At 62.4% G+C, this 25,292-nt stretch carries 24 protein-coding genes; 10 read left to right on the top strand and 14 right to left on the bottom strand.

All coding sequences use genetic code 11. The features are described from left to right. Positions 1-21 precede the first annotated feature (21 nt). The 7 genes from glnQ to kdgR all read right to left on the bottom strand — a co-directional run bounded on the left by glnQ (position 22) and on the right by kdgR (position 5,610). Positions 22-750: a glutamine ABC transporter ATP-binding protein GlnQ gene (glnQ, locus tag ACREXZ_RS03215; RefSeq protein WP_431762587.1), complete on the bottom strand. Its 729-nt coding sequence runs from the start codon at positions 748-750 to the stop codon at positions 22-24. After that, positions 747-1,403 (bottom strand): ABC transporter permease subunit, encoded by a 657-nt coding sequence (locus ACREXZ_RS03210; RefSeq protein WP_431762586.1) that lies wholly within the window; start codon positions 1,401-1,403, stop codon positions 747-749. The genes glnQ and ACREXZ_RS03210 overlap by 4 nt, the downstream gene beginning before the upstream one ends. Continuing rightward, positions 1,400-2,152, bottom strand: coding sequence for a transporter substrate-binding domain-containing protein (locus ACREXZ_RS03205; protein WP_431762585.1), 753 nt, complete (start codon positions 2,150-2,152; stop codon positions 1,400-1,402). The genes ACREXZ_RS03210 and ACREXZ_RS03205 overlap by 4 nt, the downstream gene beginning before the upstream one ends. A 61-nt stretch (positions 2,153-2,213) precedes the next feature. Continuing rightward, positions 2,214-2,702: a RidA family protein gene (locus ACREXZ_RS03200; RefSeq protein ID WP_431762584.1), complete on the bottom strand. Its 489-nt coding sequence runs from the start codon at positions 2,700-2,702 to the stop codon at positions 2,214-2,216. Next, positions 2,699-3,598 (bottom strand): PhzF family phenazine biosynthesis protein, encoded by a 900-nt coding sequence (locus tag ACREXZ_RS03195; protein ID WP_431762583.1) that lies wholly within the window; start codon positions 3,596-3,598, stop codon positions 2,699-2,701. Before ACREXZ_RS03195 ends, ACREXZ_RS03200 begins: the two co-directional genes overlap by 4 nt. Positions 3,599-3,685: 87 nt before the next feature. Continuing rightward, on the bottom strand, positions 3,686-4,561 hold the full coding sequence (locus ACREXZ_RS03190; RefSeq protein WP_431762582.1) for a helix-turn-helix domain-containing protein: 876 nt from the start codon (positions 4,559-4,561) through the stop codon (positions 3,686-3,688). A 149-nt stretch (positions 4,562-4,710) separates the two neighbouring features. Then, positions 4,711-5,610, bottom strand: coding sequence for a DNA-binding transcriptional regulator KdgR (gene kdgR, locus ACREXZ_RS03185; protein ID WP_431762581.1), 900 nt, complete (start codon positions 5,608-5,610; stop codon positions 4,711-4,713). Between the two features lie 279 nt (positions 5,611-5,889). Between kdgR and kdgT the strand changes: the two genes are divergently transcribed. From kdgT to kduD, 4 genes are all read left to right on the top strand, one after another. Then, positions 5,890-6,912 (top strand): 2-keto-3-deoxygluconate transporter, encoded by a 1,023-nt coding sequence (gene kdgT, locus ACREXZ_RS03180; RefSeq protein WP_431762580.1) that lies wholly within the window; start codon positions 5,890-5,892, stop codon positions 6,910-6,912. A gap of 320 nt (positions 6,913-7,232) precedes the next feature. Further along, positions 7,233-7,658, top strand: coding sequence for a nuclear transport factor 2 family protein (locus ACREXZ_RS03175; protein WP_431762579.1), 426 nt, complete (start codon positions 7,233-7,235; stop codon positions 7,656-7,658). A 48-nt stretch (positions 7,659-7,706) separates the two neighbouring features. Then, positions 7,707-8,543 (top strand): 5-dehydro-4-deoxy-D-glucuronate isomerase, encoded by an 837-nt coding sequence (kduI, locus tag ACREXZ_RS03170; protein WP_431762578.1) that lies wholly within the window; start codon positions 7,707-7,709, stop codon positions 8,541-8,543. Positions 8,544-8,550: 7 nt separating this feature from the next. Then, on the top strand, positions 8,551-9,330 hold the full coding sequence (gene kduD / locus ACREXZ_RS03165; protein WP_431762577.1) for a 2-dehydro-3-deoxy-D-gluconate 5-dehydrogenase KduD: 780 nt from the start codon (positions 8,551-8,553) through the stop codon (positions 9,328-9,330). Between the two features lie 8 nt (positions 9,331-9,338). Here the strand turns inward: kduD and ACREXZ_RS03160 are convergent, their stop codons facing one another. Continuing rightward, positions 9,339-10,448 (bottom strand): agmatine deiminase family protein, encoded by a 1,110-nt coding sequence (locus tag ACREXZ_RS03160; RefSeq protein WP_431762576.1) that lies wholly within the window; start codon positions 10,446-10,448, stop codon positions 9,339-9,341. Positions 10,449-10,704: 256 nt separating this feature from the next. On the opposite strand from ACREXZ_RS03160, the gene ACREXZ_RS03155 reads away from it, so the two are divergent. After that, a complete protein-coding gene (locus ACREXZ_RS03155) occupies positions 10,705-12,423 on the top strand; it encodes an NAD-dependent malic enzyme (protein ID WP_431762575.1) in 1,719 nt (572 codons plus the stop codon). A gap of 27 nt (positions 12,424-12,450) precedes the next feature. Then, positions 12,451-13,395: an AEC family transporter gene (locus ACREXZ_RS03150; RefSeq protein WP_431762574.1), complete on the top strand. Its 945-nt coding sequence runs from the start codon at positions 12,451-12,453 to the stop codon at positions 13,393-13,395. 33 nt (positions 13,396-13,428) lie between these two features. On the opposite strand, the gene ACREXZ_RS03145 is transcribed toward ACREXZ_RS03150, so the two are convergent. The 4 genes from ACREXZ_RS03145 to ACREXZ_RS03130 all read right to left on the bottom strand — a co-directional run bounded on the left by ACREXZ_RS03145 (position 13,429) and on the right by ACREXZ_RS03130 (position 16,860). Further along, complete coding sequence (locus ACREXZ_RS03145; RefSeq protein ID WP_431762573.1) at positions 13,429-14,550, bottom strand: glycosyltransferase family 9 protein; 1,122 nt, start codon at positions 14,548-14,550, stop codon at positions 13,429-13,431. Positions 14,551-14,690: 140 nt separating this feature from the next. Further along, on the bottom strand, positions 14,691-15,566 hold the full coding sequence (locus ACREXZ_RS03140) for a lipid A biosynthesis lauroyl acyltransferase (RefSeq protein ID WP_431762572.1): 876 nt from the start codon (positions 15,564-15,566) through the stop codon (positions 14,691-14,693). A gap of 101 nt (positions 15,567-15,667) precedes the next feature. After that, a complete protein-coding gene (locus ACREXZ_RS03135) occupies positions 15,668-16,009 on the bottom strand; it encodes a hypothetical protein (RefSeq protein WP_431762571.1) in 342 nt (113 codons plus the stop codon). A gap of 107 nt (positions 16,010-16,116) precedes the next feature. Beyond that, positions 16,117-16,860, bottom strand: coding sequence for a hypothetical protein (locus ACREXZ_RS03130; protein ID WP_431762570.1), 744 nt, complete (start codon positions 16,858-16,860; stop codon positions 16,117-16,119). A 314-nt stretch (positions 16,861-17,174) separates the two neighbouring features. Here ACREXZ_RS03130 and ACREXZ_RS03125 point away from each other — a divergent pair, with 314 nt between their 5' ends. The 4 genes from ACREXZ_RS03125 to ACREXZ_RS03110 are packed head-to-tail and all read left to right on the top strand — an operon-like array spanning position 17,175 to position 20,971. Further along, entirely contained in the window at positions 17,175-17,993 is an 819-nt protein-coding gene (locus ACREXZ_RS03125) for a MipA/OmpV family protein (protein WP_431762569.1), read from the top strand. A 10-nt stretch (positions 17,994-18,003) separates the two neighbouring features. Further along, entirely contained in the window at positions 18,004-18,729 is a 726-nt protein-coding gene (locus ACREXZ_RS03120) for a response regulator transcription factor (RefSeq protein WP_431762568.1), read from the top strand. Beyond that, positions 18,726-19,514 carry a response regulator transcription factor gene (locus ACREXZ_RS03115; RefSeq protein ID WP_431762567.1) on the top strand — a complete coding sequence of 263 codons (789 nt, stop codon included), beginning with the start codon at positions 18,726-18,728 and terminating at the stop codon, positions 19,512-19,514. Before ACREXZ_RS03120 ends, ACREXZ_RS03115 begins: the two co-directional genes overlap by 4 nt. Before the next feature lie 47 nt (positions 19,515-19,561). Next, the gene (locus ACREXZ_RS03110) at positions 19,562-20,971 is read left to right on the top strand and encodes a sensor histidine kinase (protein WP_431762566.1); all 1,410 of its coding nucleotides are present in this window, start codon (positions 19,562-19,564) and stop codon (positions 20,969-20,971) included. A 38-nt stretch (positions 20,972-21,009) separates the two neighbouring features. Here ACREXZ_RS03110 and ACREXZ_RS03105 read toward each other — a convergent pair whose 3' ends face one another. Together ACREXZ_RS03105 and ACREXZ_RS03100 are read right to left on the bottom strand one after the other, a co-directional pair. Continuing rightward, complete coding sequence (locus tag ACREXZ_RS03105) at positions 21,010-24,123, bottom strand: efflux RND transporter permease subunit (RefSeq protein ID WP_431762565.1); 3,114 nt, start codon at positions 24,121-24,123, stop codon at positions 21,010-21,012. Beyond that, a complete protein-coding gene (locus tag ACREXZ_RS03100) occupies positions 24,120-25,280 on the bottom strand; it encodes an efflux RND transporter periplasmic adaptor subunit (RefSeq protein WP_431762564.1) in 1,161 nt (386 codons plus the stop codon). Before ACREXZ_RS03100 ends, ACREXZ_RS03105 begins: the two co-directional genes overlap by 4 nt. Positions 25,281-25,292 lie beyond the last annotated feature (12 nt).

The raw sequence follows: 25,292 nt of genomic DNA, 5'->3' as shown, positions 1-25,292 counted from the left end.
GTTAACTGCGCGGGCAGGGCATCAATGGACGTGCTGCAGAAACTCACGGAAGCGTTCTCCCGGCGGTGCCGACAGCATCTCGACAGGCTTGCCGTCATGCACCACGCGCCCCGCTTCCATGAAGAGCAGGCGCGAACCCACGCGCTGCGCAAAGCCCATTTCATGCGTGACGACGACCATCGTCATGCCCTCGGCGGCGAGCGTCTGCATGACCTTTAACACTTCCTGACGCAGTTCGGGATCGAGCGCCGACGTCGGTTCGTCGAACAGCATCAGCTTCGGCTGCACGGCAAGCGCTCGCGCGATCGCAACACGTTGCTGCTGACCGCCGGAAAGCTGCGACGGATAGTGGTGCATCCGCTCGGCCAGGCCGACTTTCTGCAGCAGCGCGCCTGCGATCTCGCGTGCTTCCGTCCGCGAGCGACCGCGTGCGCGGATCGGTCCGAACATCACGTTCTGCATCGCGGTGAGATTCGGAAACAGGTTGAACTGCTGGAACACCATGCCGGCTTCGAGCCTGATGCGCCTGACGTCGCGCGCGGAACCGAGCACGCTGATGTCGTCGACGCGCAGATCGCCGCCGCTGATGGTTTCGAGTCCGTTGATGCAGCGGAGCAACGTCGACTTGCCGGATCCGGACGGCCCGACGATCACCGCGACTTCCCCACGCTCGATCGCGAGATCGAGCGGCTGTAGCACGACGTGCGGGCCGAAGCGCTTCGACGCCTGCTGAAATTCGATCATGCTCATGGCAGACGCACTCTCCGTTCGAGCACGCGCAGACCCAGCGCGAGCAGGCTGATGACGATCAGATAGATGACCGCGACCGCGCTCCAGATCTCCACCGCGCGGAAATTCTCGGCCATGATTTCCTGGCCGCGTCGCGTCAGTTCGCCGACGCCGATGACGAGAAAGATCGACGTGTCCTTCACCAGGCTGACGAACTGGTTGCCCATCGCCGGCAGCGCGCGGCGGAAGGCGATCGGCGCGATGACGTGAGCCAGCACCGTGCGAAAGGGCAGACCCATCGCGAGGCCGGCTTCGCGCAGTCCAGCCGGCACGCCGTCGAGCGCGCCGCGGATGATCTCCGCGTTATAGGCGCCCGCGTTGACGATCAGCGTGATGATCGCCGCGCTCGTCGCGCTGATGCGCAGGTTCATCATGATCGGCAGCGCGAAGTAGACGAACATGACCTGAACCACGATCGGCGTGCCGCGAATCAACGCGACGTAGAGCTGCGCCGGGACGACCGCGATCCGGCCACCGTAGGTCAGTGCGACGCCGGTGAGGATACCCAGTGCGACACTGCCGGCCAGTCCGGCCAGCGCGATCAGGATCGTCAGCCGAAGACCTTGCAGCAGATCCGGCAGCGCGGCAACGACGGCTGCCCAGTCGAAGCTCACGACGTCGCCTCGCCGAACCATTTCAGGTTCAGCGCCTTGAGCCGCCCGTCGGCCTTCATCGCGGCGAGCTGGAGGTTCGCCGCGGCAACCAGCGGGCTGCCCTTCTGAAAGCCGATGCCGACGTCGCGGCCTTCGAGCGGAGGCTGCACGACCCGGACCTTGTTCTTGCCGGCCGTGTTCGCGTAGTAGAGCAGCAGCGGCTTGTCGTAGATGACCGCATCGGTGCGGCCGGCCTGCAGCGCCAGTAGCGCGTTGTTGATGTTCGGCAACTGCTCGAGCGTGGCGTCCTTGATGTGATCCTTGATGTAATCGACGGCGATCGTGCCTGTTTCGGTGCCGATGGTTTTGCCGGCGAGATCGGCGGGCGTGTGGATCGTCGTGTTGTTGCTGCGGACGACTGCGATCAGGCCGCTCCTGTAGTACGGGTCGGAAAAATCGATGACCTGCTGACGCTCCGGCTTGATGAAGAGCTGCGAGACCACCACGTCGAGGTTGCGGGTTTGAAGCGCGGGGATCAGCGCGCCGAACTCCATCGGCTGCATCCGCCATTTGCGGTTCAAACCCTTCGCGATCTCATTCCAGACATCGACGTCGAAGCCGGTGTAAATGTCACCCTGCTTGAACGCGAACGGCGGGGCGCCCACGTTCGAGCCAACGACCAGTTCGGCATCGGCGGCCCGGACGGCGCGGGACAGCACGAGGGCGGGCGCGGCAGCAAGGCCGAGTTGCAGCAGTTGACGACGATTCATGGTTCTCTCCACGGTAAGTGATCGCGCGGGTAGGCCGTTGTCACGGCGGCCCGGCGGGTTGTTATGTCGTTGGTGTTGTGGGTGTAGCTGATGTCAGCGCGACGGTGAGTTCGATCTCGAGCAAGCCGACGCCCGGCAGGCTCGCGACTCCAAGTGCCGATCGCGCATGCCGGCCGCTTTCGCCGAAGATGTCGTGGAGCAGCGCGGAGGCTTCGTCCAGAACCTGGCTGTGATTCGCGAAGTCCGGCACCGCGTTGACGAAGCCGCGCAGAAACAGAATGCGTTCGATTGCCAACGTGGCCGGCAGCGTCGCGACGAGCACGCTCACGGCGCGCAGCACACAGGTTCGTGCCGCGTGCCGGATGACTTCGGGTGGCGTGTCGTGATCGACCGGTCCGGCGATGATGTCGTCGCCGACGCGACTGACCTGGCCGCTGACGTAAGCGATGCCGTCGTGGATCACTACCGCTTCGTAAGCCCCCCGCGGTGACGGCGAGGGCGGCAGCGTCAGGCCCAACTGCGCGAGCCGGCCGACGATGTTGGTCGTCATGACGTGGCCCCGGCATGCGCTTCGAAGCGCACAGGACCGCCAAGCCAGCAACCGCCCGGATGACCGGTGTCGAAACTGAAGCGCACCGAGATCTGCGACGGACGTTTCATCGCGCGTCCCTGGCGGATCGTGATGATCCGCTCCGACGCCTCGACCATGCCGTTCGCGAGAAGCCCGAACGACAGCGCGGACGCAGCGATTCCGGTGGCCGCGTCCTCCGGATAACCCGACGCGCGCGGGAACTGGCGGGCATCGAAAATCTGGCCGCAGGCATCGAAGGTCGCGTAGGGGTAGAGGCCGGTCGAGCCGATCCGCTCGCACAGTGCCTCGATTTTTTCGAAGCGCGGCTGCAGCGCGTCGAGATCGGCGGGGCTGGCAAGCGGAATCAGCGTCTTGACGCGGCTGGTGCAGGCGTTCTGGATGGGTAAGGGCGCAAGTTGCGCGCTGATGATGCCGAGCGCGTCGAGGATCTCGTCGCGGCTGCGTGACTCGTCGGGTAATGGTTCGAGACGACCCACGGGCTGGGAAATTTCGACCGCGGCGCCGTCGGTAGCGCTGGAGTCGATGCGGACCGCGACCTGGCCGCTGCGGGTCTGCACAGTCAGCCGGTCGCGCTGTAATCGTCCGGTTTGATGGAGCAGCCAGACCGCGCCCACGGTCGCATGCCCGCACATCGGCATCTCGTGATTCGGCACCCAGAAGCGAAACTCGTAATCGCAGCCGGAGCCGGGCGGGGCAGGCAGCACGAAGCCGCTTTCGTGGCCGTAGTGCAGGGCGACCGCCTGCATCTCTGTGTCGGACATGCCGGCGGCGTCGACGACGATGGGCGCCGGGTTGCCGCCGCCGGGGCCTGCGGCGAATACGCTGACGAGTTCGACTGTGTGACGCTGAGACATGACCGAATGAGCCCCGCTGACCGGAGTGCGTGTTTCTATCCGGTCAGACTACGGGGATCGGCGGCATGCCGCGCGTTCGGGCGGGCCCTAGCTTTTGACCGGGCGGGCCATCGTCGTGCGCAGATCGGAAGGGGCATGACCGCCGAGGCGGCGCATCGCGCGCGCGAGGGCCGCGCCGCTTTCGAAGCCGACGCGAAACGCGACTTCGCCGACCGGCAGATCCGTTTCGGCGAGCAGCCGGCACGCGTTCTCGTAACGCGTGCGCTGCTGGAACTCGCCGATCGACAGGCCGGTGCCCGCGCGAAACAGACGCGTAATGTGGCGGCGCGAGATGCCGAAGCGTTCTTCGAGTGCGTCTAGCGGGATGTCCTGATCGGCATGGCTGGTTACGAAGGCTTCGAGGTCGGCGACCAGCGCCATGCCGTGCTCGCCCGGCGAGGTCCCCGGCAACGTCTTGCCGGCGATCACTTCGGCGATGCACTGCATCAGCAACGCGGAAGAGAGTGCGTGGCGGATCGTCGGGCCGCCGTAGGTGCCCATGTCGTTGCGCAGCGAGAGTTCCTGCAGTGCCCGGATCGCGGCGGTCCGGCGCACGAGGATAGGTGTGCGCGTACGCCGGCGGAATTCGCCGAGCGAGCCGACGCCGACATCGAGCCGGCGCAGCGCGTCCGCGGTCACGTAGACGGCGACGTGTGTGTGGGTCGCACAGCCCGCCTGGGTCTGATGCGCGCGTCCTGACGGGACGACCGCGAAGCGGTCCTGCGACAGCCAGGTGCCTGCGCGCCGGTCCTCATGCCGAAGCTCGACAGCGCCGTGGCTCGGCAGGATGAACATCAGGCAATCGTGCCAGTGCCACGGCATCGCGTAGGTGCCGCCGCCAGTGAGCGTTGCGTGTCCGTCGTCGGCGGCGACCAGCAGGTTCTTGTTGGCCGGCTGGCAGAGTTGAATGAACGATCGCAGCATGGCGGTACCCCCATGCGAGTTGAAGTAGGTGTCATGCCTTTCGACGGCTTTGATGCGCGTCTTGGAGCGCGATCAAGACGATGTCGGTCCGGCATGAACGGGATCCAGCGAGCATAGCAGCGCAAAAAAGCGGTGGGTGCCTTTCAGTTTCAGCTCTGCTCGGCCGGCACCCGTTCCGGCGCTGTCGCTTCGCGGTAGCCGAGCCGCGCCGAAATGGCGAGACCCGATTGTTTGAGCAAGCCGATGTAGTGCGACTTCGTGTCGGCGCCGCAGCGCATCGTCGGAAACGAAATGGACAGGCCGGCGATCACGCGGCCGAAGCGGTCGAACACCGGCACCGCGAGACATTGCAGGCCTTCTTCCTGTTCCTCGTTGTCCTCGCCATAGCCCTGTTCGCGCACACGCGGCAGGATGCTCAGCACGGCCTCGGCGGAGACGAGCGTCTTTTGCGTCGACCGGCGCAATTCCACGCGCGACAGCACGTCGCGCGCGTCGGCGGGGTCCATCCACGCGAGCAGCACCTTGCCGATCGCCGTGCTGTGCAGCGGATTGCGCCGGCCGATCCGCGACTGCATCCGCAGCCCGTAATCGGCGTCGATCTTGTGGATGTAGATGATGCCGTCTTCGTCGAATGCGCCGAGATGGATCGCTTCGCGGGTGGCCTGCGCGATCCGGCGCATCTCGACGTCGGCCTCGCGCACGAGGTCGACGCTTTCGAGCGCCTTCGCGCCGAGTTCGAACAGTCGGATGGTCAGGCGGTAGCGCTCGGTTTCGGCTTCCTGCACGACATAGCCGAGCACCTTCAGCGTCTGGAGCACGCGGTGCACGGTGGTCTTCGACACACCCAGCCGCTGCGACAACTCGCTGATGCCGATCTCGCCGCTGTCGCCGACCGCGCCCAGAATCGCGAAGACCCTGCCGATCGACGACGCCGGGTCGCTCTTGTCATTGCTGTCGGCGCGCTCCGCATCCTGTGCGGATGCGACAGGTGCCGTGGCGCCGCCCCTGCGCCGGCCACCGATTCCACTGATTCCGCCGATTGTCGTCATTGTCGTTACTCCCTGTCGAGGCCTGGCGGTACGGAGCACACCAGGTCGTGCGGATTCTAAATCTGGAACATCGATCCGAAAATATTGTACCGCCAAACCAGTGCTGGAAAGGCTTTCCGGTGACACTCGGGTAAACGACGATCCGTTTGTGCTTAAACAAATGGAACGACGTTCCTAAGTCGATGCTATATTGCGCCGAAAGGGAGTCGTCTGACGACAGACGCCAAACCATTCCCAGGTCATCGCCTGGCAACTGGACGCCAAGTCCATGGAGGAGACATGAAGCTCAAGAAGGCCATCGACCGCATTCCAGGCGGTCTGATGCTGGTGCCGTTGCTGCTTGGTGCCTGTGTTCATACGTTTGCGCCGGGCGCGGGGAAATACTTCGGTTCGTTCACGAACGGGCTGATCACCGGCACGGTGCCGATTCTCGCGGTGTGGTTCTTCTGCATGGGCGCGACGATCGATCTGCGCGCGACTGGCGTGGTGCTGCGCAAATCGGGCACGCTGCTCGTGACCAAGATGGTGGTGGCGTGGATCGCGACGATCGTCGCGTCGCACTTCATACCCGTCGACGGCATCAAGGCGGGGCTGTTCGCCGGCCTCTCGGTGCTTGCGATTACGACGTCGATGGACATGACCAACGGCGGTCTCTATGCGGCGGTGATGCAGCAGTACGGGACCAGAGAGGAGGCGGGGGCGTTCGTGCTGATGTCGGTCGAATCGGGTCCGCTTATCAGCATGATCATTCTCGGCGCGACCGGTGTCGCGTTCTTCGAGCCGCGGCTTTTCGTCGGTGCGGTGCTGCCGTTCCTGATCGGTTTCACGCTCGGCAACGTGGACAGCGACATGCGCGAGCTGTTCGGCCGTTGCGTTCATCCGCTGATTCCGTTCTTCGGCTTCGCGCTCGGTAACGGCATCGATCTGAACGTGATCGTGACGAGCGGTATTCCGGGTCTGGTACTCGGCCTCTCGGTGATCGTCGTGACGGGTATTCCGCTGATTCTCGTGGACCGCTGGATCGGTCGCGGAAACGGTGCAGCGGGTCTGGCCGCGTCGTCGACCGCCGGCGCCGCGGTGGCGAATCCGGCGATCATCGGCGAGATGATTCCGCGCTTCAAGCCACTGGTGCCGGCCGCGACGGCGATGGTCGCAACGGCCTGTCTCGTGACGGCGATCCTCGTGCCGATCCTCACTGCGCTGTGGGTGCGTCGACATCACGCGCGTCATGGGACGACGGCGAATCTCGGTGCAGCAAAAGTGCAGCCGCAACCGCTCAACGAGCGGGACGTGCACGTCTGATGCAACGGCCTTGCATGGGATCAGAGTAGTTGCTCTGCATGGGATCAGAGTAGGTGCCCTGCATGGGATCAGAGTAGTTGCTCTGCATGGGATCAGAGTAGCGCGCTGAAGCGCGAACTCTGATCGACAGCTGAAGCGCGAACTCCGATCGACACGGGAGCGACCTCTTCGCGCCTGAAAACCACGGCGTGTAACGAGGTGCTCCGTGGTTACCGGATCACGCATCACTCTGGAATGACCGTGAAGGGCCTGCGACTGGAGCATGGGCCCGGTGCGGTCACGTCCATCGAACGTACTTTTGATTCTCAAGGAGTTGGCTCATGAAGAAAATCGTGTTGACCCTCGCGGCCGGCGTGCTGCTCAGTTCGAATGCATTTGCGAGTCCCGCGGATGAAAACGCGGTCAACGACGCGGTCCAGTATTTGAGTGCCGCGATGATCGCAGGCAACGGACAGCAGATGACCGATCTGACCGCCACGACGCTGTCCTACGGGCATTCCGACGGCCATGTGCAAACCCAGTCGGAATTCGTCACGACGATTGCAAGCGGACAGACGAAATATCGACGGATCGATTTGACGGATAGCACCACAGCCGTCACCGGCAACGATGCTGTCGTTCGCGATCATTTTTCCGGCACAGTGGATTCGAACGGCAAGGTCACCGAAGTCAACTTCAAGGTTTTAATGGTTTGGCAGAAGGAGCACGGTGCGTGGAAGCTTCTTGCGCGGCAGGGCTTTCACTGAGGATTATCCGCACACATAGGCCACACCCTTTCCCCACGGAGATATCGCATGGACGTCCGGCAAAGCATCCACAGCGAGCATGCGCGCACGCTCGATACGCAAGGGCTGCGCAAGCAGTTCCTCGTCGAAAACCTCTTCGAGGAAAACGCGCTGAAGCTGACCTATAGCCACATCGACCGGATCATCGTCGGCGGCGCGCTGCCGGTGACGCGGCCGGTCGAAGTGTCGGCTGCGCTCGGCAAGGCGATCGGCGTGAACACCCTGCTCGAGCGCCGCGAACTAGGCGCGATCAACATCGGCGGCGCGGGCTGGATCGAAGTGGACGGCACGCGTCACGATGTCGGCAACGAAGAGGCGCTGTATATCGGGCAGGGTGCGCAGTCGGTGACGTTCGGCAGCGTCGACGCGACGCGGCCCGCGAAGTTCTATCTGAACTGCGCGCCGGCACACACGTCGTACCCGACGCGCCGCATCACGCTCGCCGAGGCATCGCCGGAAACGCTCGGCGATCCGAAGACCAGCAATCGCCGCACGATCTACAAGTTCATCGTGCCCGAGGTGCTGCAGACCTGCCAGCTGTCGATGGGCATGACGAAGCTCGACGAAGGCAACCTGTGGAACACGATGCCGTGCCACACGCACGAGCGTCGCATGGAGGTCTATTTCTATTTCAATCTCGCCGACGACGCGGCCGTCTTCCACATGATGGGCGAGCCGCACGAAACGCGGCACATCCTCGTGCATAACGAACAGGCGGTGATCTCGCCGAGCTGGTCGATTCACTCGGGTGTCGGCACGCGTGCCTATACGTTCATCTGGGGGATGGTCGGCGAAAACCTCGTATTCAAGGATATGGATCATGTCGCGGTCGCCGATCTCCGCTGAGCACAGCATGACTCACGACATGCCAGGCGCTATGCGCTGCTTCGATCTGACCGGCAAGGTCGCGGTCGTCACGGGCAGCAACACCGGGCTCGGTGCCGCGATGGCGCAGGCGCTTGCGGCTGCGGGCTGCGATATCGTCGGCGTGCATCACAGCGGGCCGGGCGACACGCCGGGCATCGTGCGCGATCTCGGCCGGCGCTGCATGGAGGTACATGCGGACCTGTCGAGCATCGAGCCGGTCGAGCGGATCGTGCGCGAGGCCGTCGACGCGTTCGGTCATATCGACGTGCTCGTGAACAACGCAGGGACCATCCGCCGCAACGACGCGCTTGATTTCACCGAGGCCGACTGGGACGCGGTGATCGGCGTGAACCTGAAGACGGTGTTCTTTCTCGCGCAGGCGGTCGCGCGGCAGTTCGTCGCGCAGGGCGGCGGCGGCAAGATCATCAACATCGCGTCGATGCTGTCGTTCCAGGGCGGCATCCGCGTGCCGTCGTACACCGCGGCGAAGAGCGGGGTGCTCGGGCTCACGCGGCTGCTCGCGAACGAATGGGCCGCGCGCGGCATCAACGTCAACGCGATCGCGCCGGGCTACATGGCAACGCGCAACACCGAGCAACTGCGCGCGGATGCGCAGCGCAACGACGAGATCGTCGCGCGCATTCCAGCGGGACGCTGGGGCGCACCGGATGATCTCGCGGGGCCGGTGGTATTTCTCGCGTCGTCAGCGGCGGATTATGTGCATGGGCATACGCTTGCCGTCGATGGCGGATGGCTCGCACGCTAGTATTTGCATCAGCCTGGTTGCTGCTGTGTCGTGCAGTGGATTCCACCGCCGCCTGCAGCAACGCCGTCGATGTTCAACTGAATGATCTCTCGTCCAGGGAACAGGTCTTTCAGCACATCGCGCGTATTGCGATCCGTCTTGCCGTCGCCGAACTGCGGCGCGATGACGGCCCCATTGCACACATAGAAATTGATGTAACCAGCCGCGAATTCGCTGTTTTCATACTTCGGCCGTACGGTCGATGGGCCTTCCAGCACCACGACCTTTAACTTGCGTCCGCTGGCGTCAGTGGACTTTCTTAAAATGTCCAGGTGCCGCTTCGTCACCGCATGGTCGTAAGACGAAGTGTCCTGATCGAGTCCGGCGACGACGGTACCAGGGCTCGTGAATCGTGCGTAAAAATCGGTATGCCCGTCGGTGATGTCCTTGCCCGCTATGCCGGGTAACCAGATGACCTTCTGGGTCCCCAGCAGACGATGCAGTTCCGCTTCGCACTGAGCCTTGCTGACGTGGGGATTGCGATTGGCGTTGAGCACGCAGCTCTCGGTGATGATGGCCGTGCCTTCGCCATCCACTTCGATGCCGCCGCCTTCGAGCACCAGCGACGTTTCGATGAATTGCGCATGAGCGCTTTGGGCGACGAAACCGGCGATCTGGGCATCGTGCTCATGCTCCTGCTTGTTACCCCAGCCATTGAAATTGAAACCGACGGCGCCGAGCTTGCCCGACTGTCCCTTGACGAAGACCGGCCCCGTATCGCGCATCCACAGGTCGTCGATGGGGTGGGGTACGAGGGTGACCGACGAACCGCATAGACGCGCGGCGATGTCGTGGTCCTCTTCGCGCACCAGCATGTTGAGCGGCTCGTGCGCCGCAATCGCCTTTGCGATGCTCGCGAGATTCTCCCGGGCTACCGGTAGCAGTTTGCCGCCCCATATGTCCTCACTCGGGCCGAATGCCATCCAGGTCGCTGCGTGAGCGGCACCTTCATCCGGCATGCGCCAGATGTCGTCGTCCGCCCGAGCGGTCCTGTTGAAGCCGATACCGGTTATGCCTGCCATCGCAGAGCCTCCCGAGGCGAGCAGCGCTCGCTTGATAAATTCACGTCGCGTTCTCATGGGGATATCCAGAGCTTCGTTACTTAAAAAAATTGAAGGCCAGGCTGCGTCGATCGCAACTCTCCGCTTTGACACCATTCGGACACGCTTGCCGTAGATCGTGTTCCCGAGCGTCGATCATTATGATCGACCGTGCGGATGGTACGGATGGCGAGGTCGGCGAGGATGCACGCTCGCCGAATCGCCTTTACTATTCGCACGAGAACCCGCTGCTCCAGCAGCATGGATCGCCCCGCAGCTTTCAAGGAGATTTCTCATGCCAAAGGTATCGACGACCGGCACGGCTGCCGCCTCCCTCGAGACTTCACTGTCCGGCTACGAGTTGCTGGCCGATTCGCTACTGAACAAAGGAACCGCGTTCACCGAGACCGAGCGCGACACGTTCGACCTGCACGGTCTCCTGCCGCCCAACATCGGCACGCTCGAAGAACAGGTCTCGCGGCGCCTGCAGGTGCTGCGCAGCTTCGCGACGGACCTTGATCGATATGCCTTTCTACGCGACCTGCAGGACACCAACGAGACGCTGCTGTTCGCGCTGCTCGTGCAGAATCTCGAAGAACTGTTGCCCGTGGTCTATACGCCGACGGTCGGTGCCGGCTGCCAGCAGTTTAGCCGTCTGTTCCGCAAGCCGCGCGGGCTGTTTCTGAGCTTGCCGCACAAGAACCGGATCGAGTCGATCCTCGCGCATCCGCGCTTCGACCGGGTCGAGGCGATCGTCGTGACGGACGGCGAACGCATCCTTGGCCTCGGCGACCAGGGCGCGGGCGGCATGGGCATTCCAATCGGCAAGCTCGAACTCTATACCGGCTGCGGCGGACTTCATCCTGAGACCACGCTGCCCATCATGCTCGATGTCGGCACGGACAACCCGGATTGCCTGAGCGATCCGCTTTACATCGGCTGGCGTCATGAGCGCGTGCGTGGCGCAGAGTACGACGATTTCATCGAGGCCTTTGTCGCGGCCGTCGTGAAGCGCTGGCCGCATGTTCTGCTGCAGTGGGAGGACTTCGCGAAGAACAATGCGACGCGCCTGCTCGAACGTTATCGCGATCGTTTGTGTACGTTCAATGACGACGTGCAGGGCACTGCGGCGGTGGCGACCGGAACGCTCCTGTCGGCCATCAACGTGACCGGTGTGCCGCTCACCGAGCAGCGCATTGCTGTGATGGGCGCGGGGTCGGCGGGCTGCGGGATTGCGAGTTTGATCCGCCGGGCGATGATCGATGCCGGACTGTCGGAGAGCGAGGCCGCGCGACGCTTTTTCATGGTCGACCGCGACGGACTGCTGGTCGAAGGCATGAGCGATATCGCCGTGTTCCAGCAACCGTTCCTGCAGGAGAAATCGATCACCGACAACTGGACGCTGGATCATCCCGACCGGGTGGCGTTGCTCGATGTCGTGCGCAACGCGAAGCCCACTGTGCTGATCGGGGTGTCGGGCCAGGCCGGCGCATTCTCCGAAGCCGTGGTGCGGGAAATGGCGCAGCACAACCAGCGACCCGTGATATTTCCGCTCTCCAATCCCACCTCGCGTGCGGAGGCGACGCCTGTCGACCTCGAGGCCTGGACCGAAGGCCGCGCGGTGATCGGCACCGGCAGTCCGTTCCCGCCGCTGGAGCGCAATGGCGCGCGCTTCAAGGTCGATCAGACCAACAACTCGTATATTTTTCCCGGTGTGGGGCTCGGCGCGATCGCGGTCAAGGCCACACGCGTGACCGACACGATGTTCATGGCGGCTGCGCGAGCGCTCGCCGCGGCGTCGCCGGCGCGCAGCGACCCGAGCAAGAATCTGCTGCCGCCGGTTACTGCCTTGCGCGAAGTCGCGATCACAGTCGCGCTTGCTGTCGCGTTGCAAGCGCATAAGGAAGGTCTCACGACCGGGGTGAGCACGGACCAGATCGAAGGCCTGATCCGCAGCAAGGTGTGGGCGCCTCACTACGTGCCTTACGTACGGACGAAACATCGCGCGTCGTAAATCGTCAAGACAACCGGGAGCCTGGTTTTGATCGACACCATTCTGAATGGATTGCTGCCGGTTGCGTTCGTGATCGTGCTCGGCTGGCTTGCGGGGCGCATCCGCCTGCTGAAGCATGAGGATGCGGGCGTGCTGGCGACATTGGTCATCCGCTTTGCGCTGCCTTTCGCGTTGTTCGAGGGAGCGGTCAAAACCTCGCCCGACAAGTTGCACAACGTGGGCTTCGCGCTATGCCTGACGCTGGGGCTGATGGGTACCTATGTGCTCGCGTTGGGCATCGGCCGTTTCGTGTTCAGGCATGACCTGCGCACGGCGACCATGCAGGCGCTGGTGTGCGCTTTCCCCGATATGGCTTACTTCGGCGCACCGGTTCTCGCTGCGGTGTTCGGGCCGGAGGGTTTTCTGGCAGTGCTGGTGGGCAATCTCATCACCAGCATCTTCATGTTGCCGCTGACGATTGTCCTGACCCATCTCGGCGACAAGGGCGAGGGCGGGGGCAACAAGCCCGACGTCCTGCGTATCTTCGGGCAGAGCGTTGCACGCGCGGTGATCAATCCGATCGTCTGGCTGCCGATCTCCGGCATGGTGCTGAGTTTTTGCCACGTCACGCTGCCGGGTCCGGTGCTGACGTCCGTCGACCTGATTGCAAAGGCGGCAGGGGGCACGTCGTTGTTCGCGCTTGGGCTCATGCTGTATGGCGAGCGCTTCATGATCAATGCCAATGTGCTGACCAATCTCGGCATCAAGAACTTCCTGCAACCGGCCTTGATGGTGCTTGGCGCCTTCCTGTTCGGCGTGACGGGAGCGTCCGCGCATCAGGCCGTAATTACCGGGGCCGTGCCGACTGCGACCGCCGCCGCCATGTTCGCACTCAAGACCAACACGTACACGGCGGATGCTACCGCGACGATCCTGATCAGTACGATACTGGGTGTTATTACGGAAGCGTTGTTGATTGCGTATTTCTTTTGACTTTGGACGCGTCGGCCTTCCTTTGTGCCGAAGTCAGTTTCGAGCGCAAGTTTCCACACCCAGTAATTCGGCCACCGCATCAATCACACGGTTTGCATCCAGCGTTGACAGGCAATGGCTTCTACTGGAAATATGGCCTTCGCAGCCTTCCCGTTTGCACGGCACGCAGGCGCCGACGCCCTGAAGCAGATAAACATTCCCTTGTTGCCCCGAGCCACGCTTTTGCCATGGGGTCGTGCCGGTCCAGTCCTTGGGCCAGGGACCCCAGCGGACCGGATTCGACGGTCCAAACAGTGCAATCGTCGGGGTGCCAGTCGCGGCAGAAACATGCGATGTCGCGGTATCGGGCCCGACGAAGAGCCTGGCGCGTCTAATGACTTCGGCGGTTGCGCCCAGACTCAGTTTTCCGACCAGATCGATGACGTGCGTTCCCGCCTGCTTGATGAATTCGCTCGAATAGGCGACTTCGGCTTCCTCGGAACCGCCGGTCAGAACGATCGCATAGCCGCGTTCGTGCAGGAATGCAACAAGCGCATGCCAACCTTCGGCATGCCACATCTTGTAAACGTACCTCGGGTACAGATGTATCACCACAAACGGTTTGCCCGCGGCTGGCGCCAGAAGCTGATCCAGTCGAAGCAGCCGCTCCGGATGAGCGCCAATGGAGGGTGGGACGACTTCGAAACTGGGAGGGATGCCGAGCAGGGCGGTCAGCACCGCACCGCTCTGGACGACATGCCTGGCATCGTCGGAATCGACTGCAAACCGGTTAAGGACGGGCTGCCTGAGCCATCTTTTGCGGGTAGGAGGAACGAGGCCAATCCGCTTGTGTCCCGCAATCCAGCAATAAAAACTCGCAACACCGGATGTTCTCAAGCTGCATGCGAGATCGTACCTGCGCCACATCGCCCTGGCATCCGCGAAGCGTCTGACCCGGTTCGCATGTCGTGCGATCGATAACACACGCCTGATGTCAGGGTTGTTTTCAAGTACGTCGCCGGTGCCGTCGAAGACCAGCATATCGATCTGCGCGTTGGGCCAGTGTGACTTGAGCGAGCGCAACACCGGTGTAGCGAGCAATACATCGCCGATACGACCCGTGCAGATGACGAGAATCGTGCGAGGCGGGGCGGCTTCAGCGAAGAATGCAGGCATGGCGCACTCGTTTGGACCATCTACATCGGAGGATCGATTGGCGGGCGGTCAGAGTTCATTTCCGCAAGGAACTTCAATCGTGCACTGTTCATGTGGCATAAAGGTTGATGCGTACCGCGTCCTCACGTACACAGACGAAGTCAATAGACGCCCGGTGTGCCTGCCGGGCGATGCTTGAACCGTCGATGTACCCAGTAATACTGTTCCGGAAAGCGCAGGATCTGCTGCTCGAGAAAGGCGTTCATCGTGCGTGCGTCGAGCGACTCGCTGTCTGTCGGGTAGTTTTTGAGCGGCTCAAAGATCGTCAGCTTGTATCCGCGAAATCGGGGTAGTACCTCGGTTACAAAGGGCACGACCCGCGCACCGGTTAGCCTGGCCAGCCGCGATACCGAAGTGAGCGTGCAAGCCTGCACGCCGAAAAACGGGGCAAACACGGAGCCCGATGTTCCATGGTCCATGTCCGCTGCGAGCATCACCGGTATCCCCGAGCGCAGAAGCCGGACAAGGTGCTTCGCGTTCGCACCGCGATCGATCATGTTTGCGCCAAACCGCCCCCGCTGACGCCTTGCCAGATCGCAGAGACGGAGATTCGACATACGCGTGTACACCGCCGCGACCGGAAGGCGCGCGGAATAATGCATGCAACCCACCTCGATTCCAACGAAATGAAAGCCCATGAAAATCGTAGGTGGCGCGTCCGGATCATGCAGATCGATGTGACTGTCCAGCTCGACCAACCGGTTAATCGAGCGCGCGCTGCCGAACCACTGGAATCCTCGTTCCAGGTAGCTGCGTACGACATGCCGGAAATGTGCTTGCGCGAGCGCGTCTCGTTCGCGTTCGGTCTTCATGGGAAAACAGAGTCGCAGGTTGACGAGAACCACGTGCTTGCGGTGACTCGGTACTTCGTACAGCACCCGGCCGAGCGCGCTGCCGAGCATCGCAACCAGTGAATACGGCAGGACCGACAGGAGTCGTAGCAAACCGAGCAGAAGATAGTAGGCGATGGTTTTCATGGTCGATCTGTTCAATTGACTGCCCGGTGCTGCTCAGACTAGCCGCAGAGCGGGAGCGGCTAGTGTCCGAAGTCCATATAACAACGCTATGTCGACGAGAATCAATCGCGACAGCGGTAGCCATGCAATCCGAGGTGCAACTGGACGAGCCATGCATGCGGGCAGTCAATGTCGATCGACGCGAGGAAACCGGTTTCCTCGGCCGCCCGAACCTTATGCATCGCTAACGCCGAACCGTATGCCTGCCAGGCGTGCCAGCGCAGCAGCAGCATGACGAGCGATGCGAGCAGGAAGGAACTGGTCTGGAAGACCAGTGCAGGAAAATTGTCTCCGAGCAGGTCGAATATCAGGGCGACACCAATGCAAGGGGCGAGTGTTACGCCGGTCGAAATAGAAAAGAGCACGATGCTCGCGCGCAGCGCTGTCAAAGTGGGGCCTTTCATCAACGAGATCCTGCTGCTGGGAGACGTAAAGGCCATATTGAGCGAATACGGCTTACCGGATACTTACCGCCCGGTGACGAGACGCTCATGTGTCGACAGCACAGCCGCTATACCTCGACTCGTCGTGCCTTGTCTGTACACGCGGCTCGTTGCGCGCGCCATATCAGCAAAAGGATCGCGAGCGCGAGGCCGGTAATCGCGGCGCTCAGGAGCAGCGATAGAAGGAACGCCAGGATATCGCCAACGTTGGTTCCCCACCATCGAATCACTACCACCGTCGCCCAGTAACTGGTGGTGCTGACCCATGCCGTACGTGCCCTGATACCGAGGATCAGGAACAGTGCGACGGTAGCCATCGACGCCGAAAGAGGGACGCCGGTCTGGACCGACCTGAAGGAATGGCCGATGCCGTCCGCGATCACTGTACCGAGCGATCCCGCGGTTAGCATCGTGAACCAGTAGAGACCGTCTGCGGGCGGCAACGCGCTGCTCGTCGGTTTAGGCCCCGACTTGCGATTCAACAGGATCAGACAGGCGAGGATCAACGCTAACGCGGCCGAAACTTCGGCGTACGTGAAGTTCGCGTGGCTGATCGAGTAGTCGGCGATGTTGGTGGCGGCCGCCCGCACAATGAGGATCGCTACCCAGTAGAACGCTTCGCTTCCCTGCACGGTTGCCCGCTCGGCTAACGCAAGCAGCGCGAACAGGGTCGTTAGCATAATCAAGCCTGCGCCCGCGCTCATCTTTAGCGCGTCCGGGACGATGTCGCCCAGGTTCGTTCCACACAGGCTTGCAATCGAAATGGCGACCCAGTATCGGGGTCCTACACGCGGGGTTACCTTAAATTGCATAAGGAGCTCTCCTGTCCTTGTTTAGCGAAGCCAACCCCGGGATCCATGCGCTAAGGCGGTCAGCTGATTTCAGAATGCGCAGGCTTTAAAACACCCTATGAGGACATGCTCAACAAAGAGAGTCGAGGCAATTGATTCCTCAAAGCGGCGTCGATGACCTCATCATCGATTGAGAGGGCTTACCCGGCACTTACCGTCATTGCGCGCATGCAGTGGAAATACGTCGGGTGTCTGCACGTTTCTTTGAGTAAGTACCAGGTAAGTCTGTCGGTCCTAGAGTCGATGCTGTCTTGTCCCCACTCATAGGATCGACCGTGAAAAGAGCCTTTTGTCGCAATCGTCCGCTGTTGTTAGCCGTTGCTTCGGTGTGCCTGCATTCAGGTGTCGTGAGGGCGCAGAGTTCAAGCCAGGAGCCGGTCGACACCGACAGCACCGGCTTCACCGTGCTCAGCAATGCCACGAATGTGACCCACTGGGGGCTCGGCGTCGGAGCAGGCGTGGAGTCCGCTCCCTACAAAGGCTATGGCGCCAAGTTTTCGCCGCTTCCGCTTATCTACTTCGACGACAAATGGGTACACGTGCTTGGCACGACGCTCGATCTGAAAGTCGGTACATGGAGTAACGTGAGTGTCGCCTTGCGCGGAAAATTCGCCATCGGCGACGGATACAAGGGGTCGGATGCGCCCATCCTGAACGGTATGCAGAATCGTAACGGCGCGTTCTGGTATGGCCCGACAGTGGCCTGGCGGACTGCATTCGGTACGCTCTCCGCTGACTTTCTTGCGGGCGGCAACAAAGGTCTGACGGCGCACATCGATTTTGGGAAGTCGTTCGACTACGGCGACTTTTCGTTCGAACCACATGCGGGTGTCGAATGGCAGAGCAGAAAGTATGTCGATTACTACTACGGCGTGCGACCGTCCGAGGTGCGATCCGGGCGTCCGGAATACAACGGAACGTCAACCTATAACATGTCGGTCGGAACCCGTGTCGACTATAGAATCACCGCTCATCAGAGCATGATTCTCGACGTAGGCGTGTCGCATCTTGGCAGCGGCATCACCGACAGCCCATTGGTGGGTAAGCGATTCGTTCCCGAGGCCAGGATCGGCTACCTCTATCGGTTCAATTGACCACCGCGTTATGTCCAGAGTCGCACTGATCGAGGACCACGTACGCCTCGCCGGCATGATTCGCCGCGCCCTGTCGGCGGCCGGAATCGAAGCCGATCTCTTCTGCAATATTTCAGAAGCCCACTATGGGGTGAGCCAGGCCGACTATGCGGTGCTGATTATCGACCGCGGCTTGCCGGATGGAGACGGACTCGCGTTCTTGCGGGCGGTGCGTTCGGCAGGGCGGATGACACCGTGCCTGATGCTGACTGCCCGCGATGCGTTGCATGACCGTCTCGACGGACTCGAGAGCGGTGCCGACGACTACGTGACCAAGCCGTTCGCGATGAGCGAGCTCGTCGCCCGCGTGCGCACGCTGATGCGCCGGCCAGCGGCACTGACCGCGCTGGTGCTGGTTTTCGCCGATATTACCGTTGATCCTCAGCAGCGCGCGATGCGCTGCGGCGCGGAATCCGCGCTGCTCGCGCCTGCTGAACTGCAGGTCATGCTCTGTCTCATGAAAGCGGTGGGCGCGACGGTACGGCATTCGGCGCTTGAACATGCGGGGTGGGGATGGGGAGAGGCGGTCACGCCGAATGCACTGGAAGTTACGTTGTACCGGCTGCGCAAGAAGCTGGCCGCGATCGAAGCAAAGACGCGGATCGTGAACATCCGGGGTGCTGGCTTCGCGCTACAGGTGCAGTCAATGCCTGCTGATGCACCCGATCGACACGGGTCTCAAGAGGGCGATATATGAAACAGCGGATTCTGGTAGTCGACAGTGATGCCGTCTGTCGCGATGCATTGCGCACCTGCCTGCAGTCGAACGGATTCGATGTGGCGGTGCTGTACGAGCCGGGTAAGGTCGCGACCCGTGTCGAGGATGAGAGGCCGGCGCTGATCGTATTGAGCAGCGGACCGTCTTTCGGCAACAGCCTTGCCGCGTTGACGGCGCTGCGCAGCAGCGGTGACGATCTGCCGCTCATCATGCTCGGGCAAGAGGATGACGTCATCCAGCGGATCGTGGCACTCGAATGCGGCGCCGACGATTTCATCTCCAAGCCGTTCAATGTTCATGAAGCGCTGCTGAGAATCCGTCGCGTGCTTAAATGGGCGGCACACGGCTCCTTGCAGTATCCGGTGATCAGACCGCCGTTCCGGTTCGGTGGCTTCGAACTGGACTTTGCGTCGCGCAGCCTGACGTTCAACGGCGAACCGGTGCCGCTTTCCGAAACGGAATATGCGGTGCTTAACCTGTTCACGACTGCGCCCGGACGGGTTTTCTCGAGGGAAGCCATCGCGCAGCGCATGCGGCCCGATGCGGCAGGGCAGCTTGCGTCCGTGAGCACCTGGGTGCATCGTGTGCGCAAGAAGATCGAGCACGACGCAACGTCTCCGGAACTGATTCAAACCGTGCGTGCCAGAGGGTATGTGTTCCGTCCGGAGCGCGACGACCGAAGCACTGACTCATTGCAAGGCCGTAACGTTGCGACATCGGTTTCGATGGGCGGGAAGCATCGAATTCAGTCTATCGCTAGTTGATCCGCTCCTCGACTTATGCATCGAATGCTAACCGGCACCTGTTCCCTATGTTCAACCATTGGATTCGGAGTCTCTCCGCCCAGCTCTGGGTGACGAGCGTTGCAGCGCTCGCGGTCAGCCTGACCCTGCTGGCCGTCATTGTCATCCACGCGTTCAATCATTTTCCGAATCGGACGCTCGGCGGGCACGAGGAGATGGAACGAGCGTCCGACGTCGCGAGCGGGATCGATTTCGACGCCACGGGTCGGCCGGTCTCGGCGCGGCTTTTGGGGAAGGCCGCCTGGGTGTTCGACGCACTGCCTGCCGATTTTCAGTACCGGGTGCTCGACGAGCAGGGACGAACGGTGCTCGCGTCGGCGAACGCCAGGGAAGGTGCCGCATGGATTACTGGCGACCTTTCCGAAGCCGTCGACAAGGTAGTGCCGACGACGATCGGCAGCAAGCCGTTCCAGATCATGACGATTCGGGTCCCGCACGGGCATGCCGTCTTCTATGTTCAAACGATCACCAGTGCGCGCCTGATGGAGACACTGATCGGCACGAAGGTCCAGGAGATTCCCGCGATCGTCAGAACCACACTCATCATTACGACGATTATTTTTGGCCTGACGCTGACTTTGGCGCTTCATCGTCTGCTCAAGCCGCTCAGGGAGGCATCGCGCGCCGCCGCGCTGATCACGCCGCGCAATCTCGCCACGCGCCTGTCGCTGAAAGGCGTTCCTAGCGAGATCAAGCCGCTCATCCGTGCGTTTAACGAAGCGCTCCGCAGACTGGAACGAGGTTTCGCCGTTCAGCAGCAATTTCTTGCCTCGGCGGCCCACGAGCTGCAGACCCCGCTCACCTTGATGCGAGGCCAGATCGAACTGCAGCCGGATATCGAGGACAAGGAGGCACTGCTGCGCGAAATCGATCTGATGGCTCGACAGGTTCGGCAACTCCTGCATCTGGCCGAAGTCAGCGAATCGCAGAATTTTACGTTTGGCGAGGTGAACAGCGTGGATGTCGCACAGGACGTCGTCGACTACCTGGAGCGCAAGGCCGACAGAAATCAGGTAAAGCTGATGCTCGAAGTACCGGTTACGCCGTCGCCGATCTGGGCGGACCGCGGAGCGTTGTTCATCCTGCTCAAGAACCTCGTGGAAAACGCGATCAACGTTTCGCCGCCCAATAGCGTCGTATGGTTGATCGTCGATGATGTCTCCATCGAGGTCCGGGACGAGGGGCCGGGCATCAAACAGGAGCACATACCGTTTCTTTTCAAGCGGTACTGGCGTGCGCCCGATGCAACCCACGACGGAGCAGGTCTGGGATTGGCCATTTGCAAGGAAATCGCGATTGCCCACGAATGGAAGCTAACCGTGGGTAGACTGCTTTCGGGAACGAAGTTTAGTGTCCTCTTTGGCAATCACGGCAACGCGACGGCTGAGCGGTCGCCTTCAGACAGTGTAGCGGTCTGACCGATAGGCGAGCGAAATGGCAGGATGTTCGCCGATGCTCAGCCTGCACGTTCATGTTCGATCAGACTACTTTTTGCGCGCTGCTTCGCAAGCCAGTGCGACAGACGGTCAAACCATAGATGCACTACCGGCGTCGTGAATAGCGTCAGCATCTGCGAAAGGATGAGCCCCCCGACGATCGCGATGCCGAGCGGCACGCGCAACTCCGCGCCCGCACCGTGACCGAGCGCGAGCGGCAATGCGCCGAACAGCGCGGAGAGCGTCGTCATCATGATCGGCCGGAAGCGCAGCACGCAGGCCTGGCGAATCGCCTCGCGCGGTGACAGGCCCTGTTCACGTTCGGCGACGAGCGCGAAGTCGATCATCATGATCGCGTTCTTCTTCACGATGCCGATCAGCAGGATGATGCCGATCATTCCCATAATCGAGAGATCCTGGCCAGATAGCATCAGCGCGAGCAATGCGCCTACACCGGCCGAGGGCAGCGTCGAAATGATGGTGAGCGGATGGATCGCACTCTCGTACAGGATGCCGAGAATCAGATACACGACGACCAGCGCCGCGGCGATCAGGTACGGTTCGCTCGCAAGCGACGCCTGGAACGCCTGTGCCGTGCCCTGGAATGAACCCGTCAAGCTGTCGGGTTTGCCCGCGGCGAGCTCCGCCTGGCGGATGGCGGTGACCGCATTGCCCAGCGACTGCCCCGGCGCCAGATTGAACGAAATCGTGACGGCGGGGAAAAGCCCCTGGTGATTCACCGAAATCGGCGACACGTTGTTCTCCACTCTGGCCAGCGTACTGAGGGGCACGAGTTCGTTGGTGAGCGGCGAGCGCACGTACAGGTGCGCGAGCGCATCGGTGGTCAACTGGAAGCTCGGGTCCACTTCCTCTACGACGTGGTACTGGTTCAGCTGCGTGAACAGCGTTGCGATCTGCCGCTGGCCGAACGCATCGTAGAGCGTGTCGTCGATGGCTTGCGCAGTAATGCCGAAGCGCGAGGCCGTGCTGCGATCGATCACGAGCGTCGCGCTGGTTGCAGCCGCCTGCTGGTCGGAGGTGACGTCGGCGAGTTGCGGCAGCTTCGACAGCCTGTTGGTCAGCACGTCTGCCCAGTGGTTGAGTTCGCCGATATCGGGGTCCTGCAGCGTGTACTGGTACTGCGCGGCGCTGATGCGGCCACCCACCTGAATATCCTGGCGAACCTGCATCGACAGCGAGATCGCCATCACCTTCGCCAACTGCGGTTTCAACCGGTTGAGCACCTGCGCGGCACCGTCTTTGCGCTGGCCGAACGGCTTCAGGTTGATCATCACGCGGCCCTGGCTCACGGTCGGATTCGCGCCCATCCAGTAGTAGACGTTATCGACCGCGGGATCGGCCTCGATGATATGGCCTAACTGCTGCATCTTCTGCGACATCGCGCGCGGCGAGATGTCGGGTGCCGCCTGCGCGACGCCCATGATCAAACCGGAGTCCGCCTGCGGGAAGAAGCCCTTCGGAATTATGACGAACAATGCACCCGTCGCGACGACGGTTGCCACGGTCACGCCCAGCATCAGCTTCGAACGATCGAGCACCCAGTCGAGACCGCGCTCGTAGCGCCGCTCCACGGCGACAAAGCCCCGTTCGAGCCACGCTTCCAGCTTGCGCATCCGGCTCTTGCCATCCGGCTCGGGCAAGCGGATCAGCCAGCCGCACAGCATCGGCGTAACGGTCAGCGATACCAGCGCCGACATCACGATCGCCGCGCTCACGGTCACCGCGAATTCGCGGAACAGCCGCCCGACGATGCCGCCCATCAGCAGAATCGGAATAAATACCGCGATCAGCGAAATGGTCATCGAGATGATCGTGAAGCGCACCTCCATCGCGCCGAGCAGCGCGGCCTTCATTCGGGGCACACCCTCTTCGATATGCCGCATCACGTTCTCGATGACGACGATCGCATCGTCCACCACGAAGCCCACCGCGATCGTCAAACCCATCAGCGACAGATTGTCGAGGCTGTAGTCGAGCAGATACATCACGCCGAACGTGGCGACCAGCGAGAGCGGAATCGTCAGGCTTGGAATGATCGTCGCCCACACGTTGCGCAGAAACGAGAAGATCACCATTACGACGAGCGCGACCGTCAGCATCAGCGTGAACTGCACGTCGTGCACCGACGCTTTGATGGTCTGGGTGCGATCGCCCACGACATGCAAATGCGCGGCGGCGGGCAGCGTTGCTTCGAGCGCGGGCAGCTTCGCCGTGATGCCGGCGATGGTCTGCACGACGTTGTAGCCCGGCTGCTTGTGAATGTCGAGGATGATCGTGCGTTCGTGCTGAAGCCATGCGGCCTGCTGGTTATCTTCGGCCGCGTCCAGCACGGTGCCCAGATCGGAGAGGCGAATCGGCGCGCCGTTCCTGTACGCGACCACGAGATCGCGATATTGCGACGCGGTCGTGATCTGGTCGGTCGCATTGAAAATCACCGAACGATCCGGGCCGTTCAGGCTGCCCTTTGGCGCATTCACGGTCTGCAGGCCGACGATCGAGCGGACGTCTTCGAGCGTGAGGCCGCGCGCGGTGAGCTTGTCGGGATCGAGCTGAATACGCACGGCAGGCCGTTGCTGGCCGTGGAAGTCCACCAGACCGACGCCGGGCATCTGCGAGATCTGTTGCGCGAGATAGTCTTCGGCGTAGCTGTCGAGCTGGGTGAGCGTCAGCGACGGCGACGTTAGCGCGAGCGACAGCAACGTGAAGTCGGCCGGGTTGACCTTCTCGTATGTCGGCGGATTCGGCAGATTCTTCGGCAGCGTGCCACCGGCCGCGTTGATCGCGGTCTGCACATCCTGCGCTGCGCCGTCGATGTTGCGCGACAGATCGAACTGCACGGCGATGTTGGTGGTGCCGAGCGAGCTGGACGAGGTCATCTGCGTCACGCCCGCGATCAGCGAAAGCTGCCGCTCGAGCGGTGTCGCGACCGAAGTCGCCATGGTCTCCGCACTCGCGCCAGGCAATTTCGCCACGACCTGAATGGTCGGAAAATCGACTTGCGGCAACGGCGCGACGGGCAGCAGAAAATACGCCACCGTGCCGACCAGCAGCACCGCGATCGCGAGAAAGCTGGTCGCGATGCGCCGCCTGATGAACCACTCCGCGAGACTCATGACGGGTCGCCCGGATTCGCCTGGCTGCCCGCCGCGTTCGAGTTCGCCGGCGCTTCGGCCACCGTCGCCACCGGGGTCGCTGCGACGCGTACGCCGGGATTGAGCCGGCTTTGTCCGTCGAACACGACCCGCTCCGCGGGTGCGACGCCGCTGCGGATTTCCGTCATACCGTCGACCGTGACACCGGTCTGCACTGACCGGATCTGCGCGGTGCCGTTTGCCGCGATCACATACAGCTGCGTGCCGTTCTGCGTATTCAGCACTGCGCGGCTCGGCACCGCGAGCCGCTGCGCATCGGTACGCACCAGGACGCGGGCGTTCACCAGCTCGCCCGGCCACAGCGTGCGATTCCTGTTGGTGAAGGAGGCCTTCAGTTTGATCTGGCCGGTCGTGGGATCGACCGTGCTGTCGATGAAAACGAGCGAACCGTCCGCGAGCGCGGTACTACCCGAACGCGTGGTGACGTTCACCGCGAGCGGCGCTTTGGCCTGATTCGCAAGCAGGTCGGGCAGCACGTCTTGCGGCACGGAGAACAGCACGGTAATCGGCTCCATTTGCGTGACAGTGACGATGCCGGTCGTGTCGGTGGGGTGGACGATCGAACCGATATCAGCCTCGCGCGCGCCGACCCGGCCGGTGAACGGCGCGCTCAAGGTTGTGAAGCTCAACTGCAGCTGGTCGCTCTGGACCAGCGCGGCGTCCGCGGCGACGCTCGCGGAGAGCGCCTCCACTTGCGCCTTTGCGGTGTCCACGACCTGAGTGGTGGCCGCACCGATCCCGACGAGCTTCGAATACCGCGCGAGGTCGAGGCGGGCGTTGTCGAGCGATGCCTGGTCCTTGCGCTGCGCCGCTTCCGCCTGATGCAGCTGGGCGGTGAGCGGTCCCTGGTCGAGCTGCGCGAGCAACTGGCCCACTTTCACGTCCTGTCCTTCGGTGAAGGCGATGCGCTGCAGTTGCCCGTCCACGCGCACTTTGACGTCCACGGTATTGAGCGCCTGCACGGTACCCACCGCGGCGACGCGGATCGGAAAATCCCGGCTCACCGGATGGCCGACGTTGACCGGCACCGGGGCTGCCGCCTTCGCAGCCGGATGCCTCGGCCAGAACCACGCCGCCAGAAGCACGACAAGGACGCCGCCCGCCAGCGCAAGCGGCACGCGACGGCGCCC

This window comes from Paraburkholderia sp. (assembly GCF_050742655.1).
Taxonomy (GTDB): domain Bacteria; phylum Pseudomonadota; class Gammaproteobacteria; order Burkholderiales; family Burkholderiaceae; genus Paraburkholderia.
The sequence above is the reverse complement of the archived record's forward strand: the minus strand, read 5'-3'. Positions and strand labels throughout refer to the sequence as shown.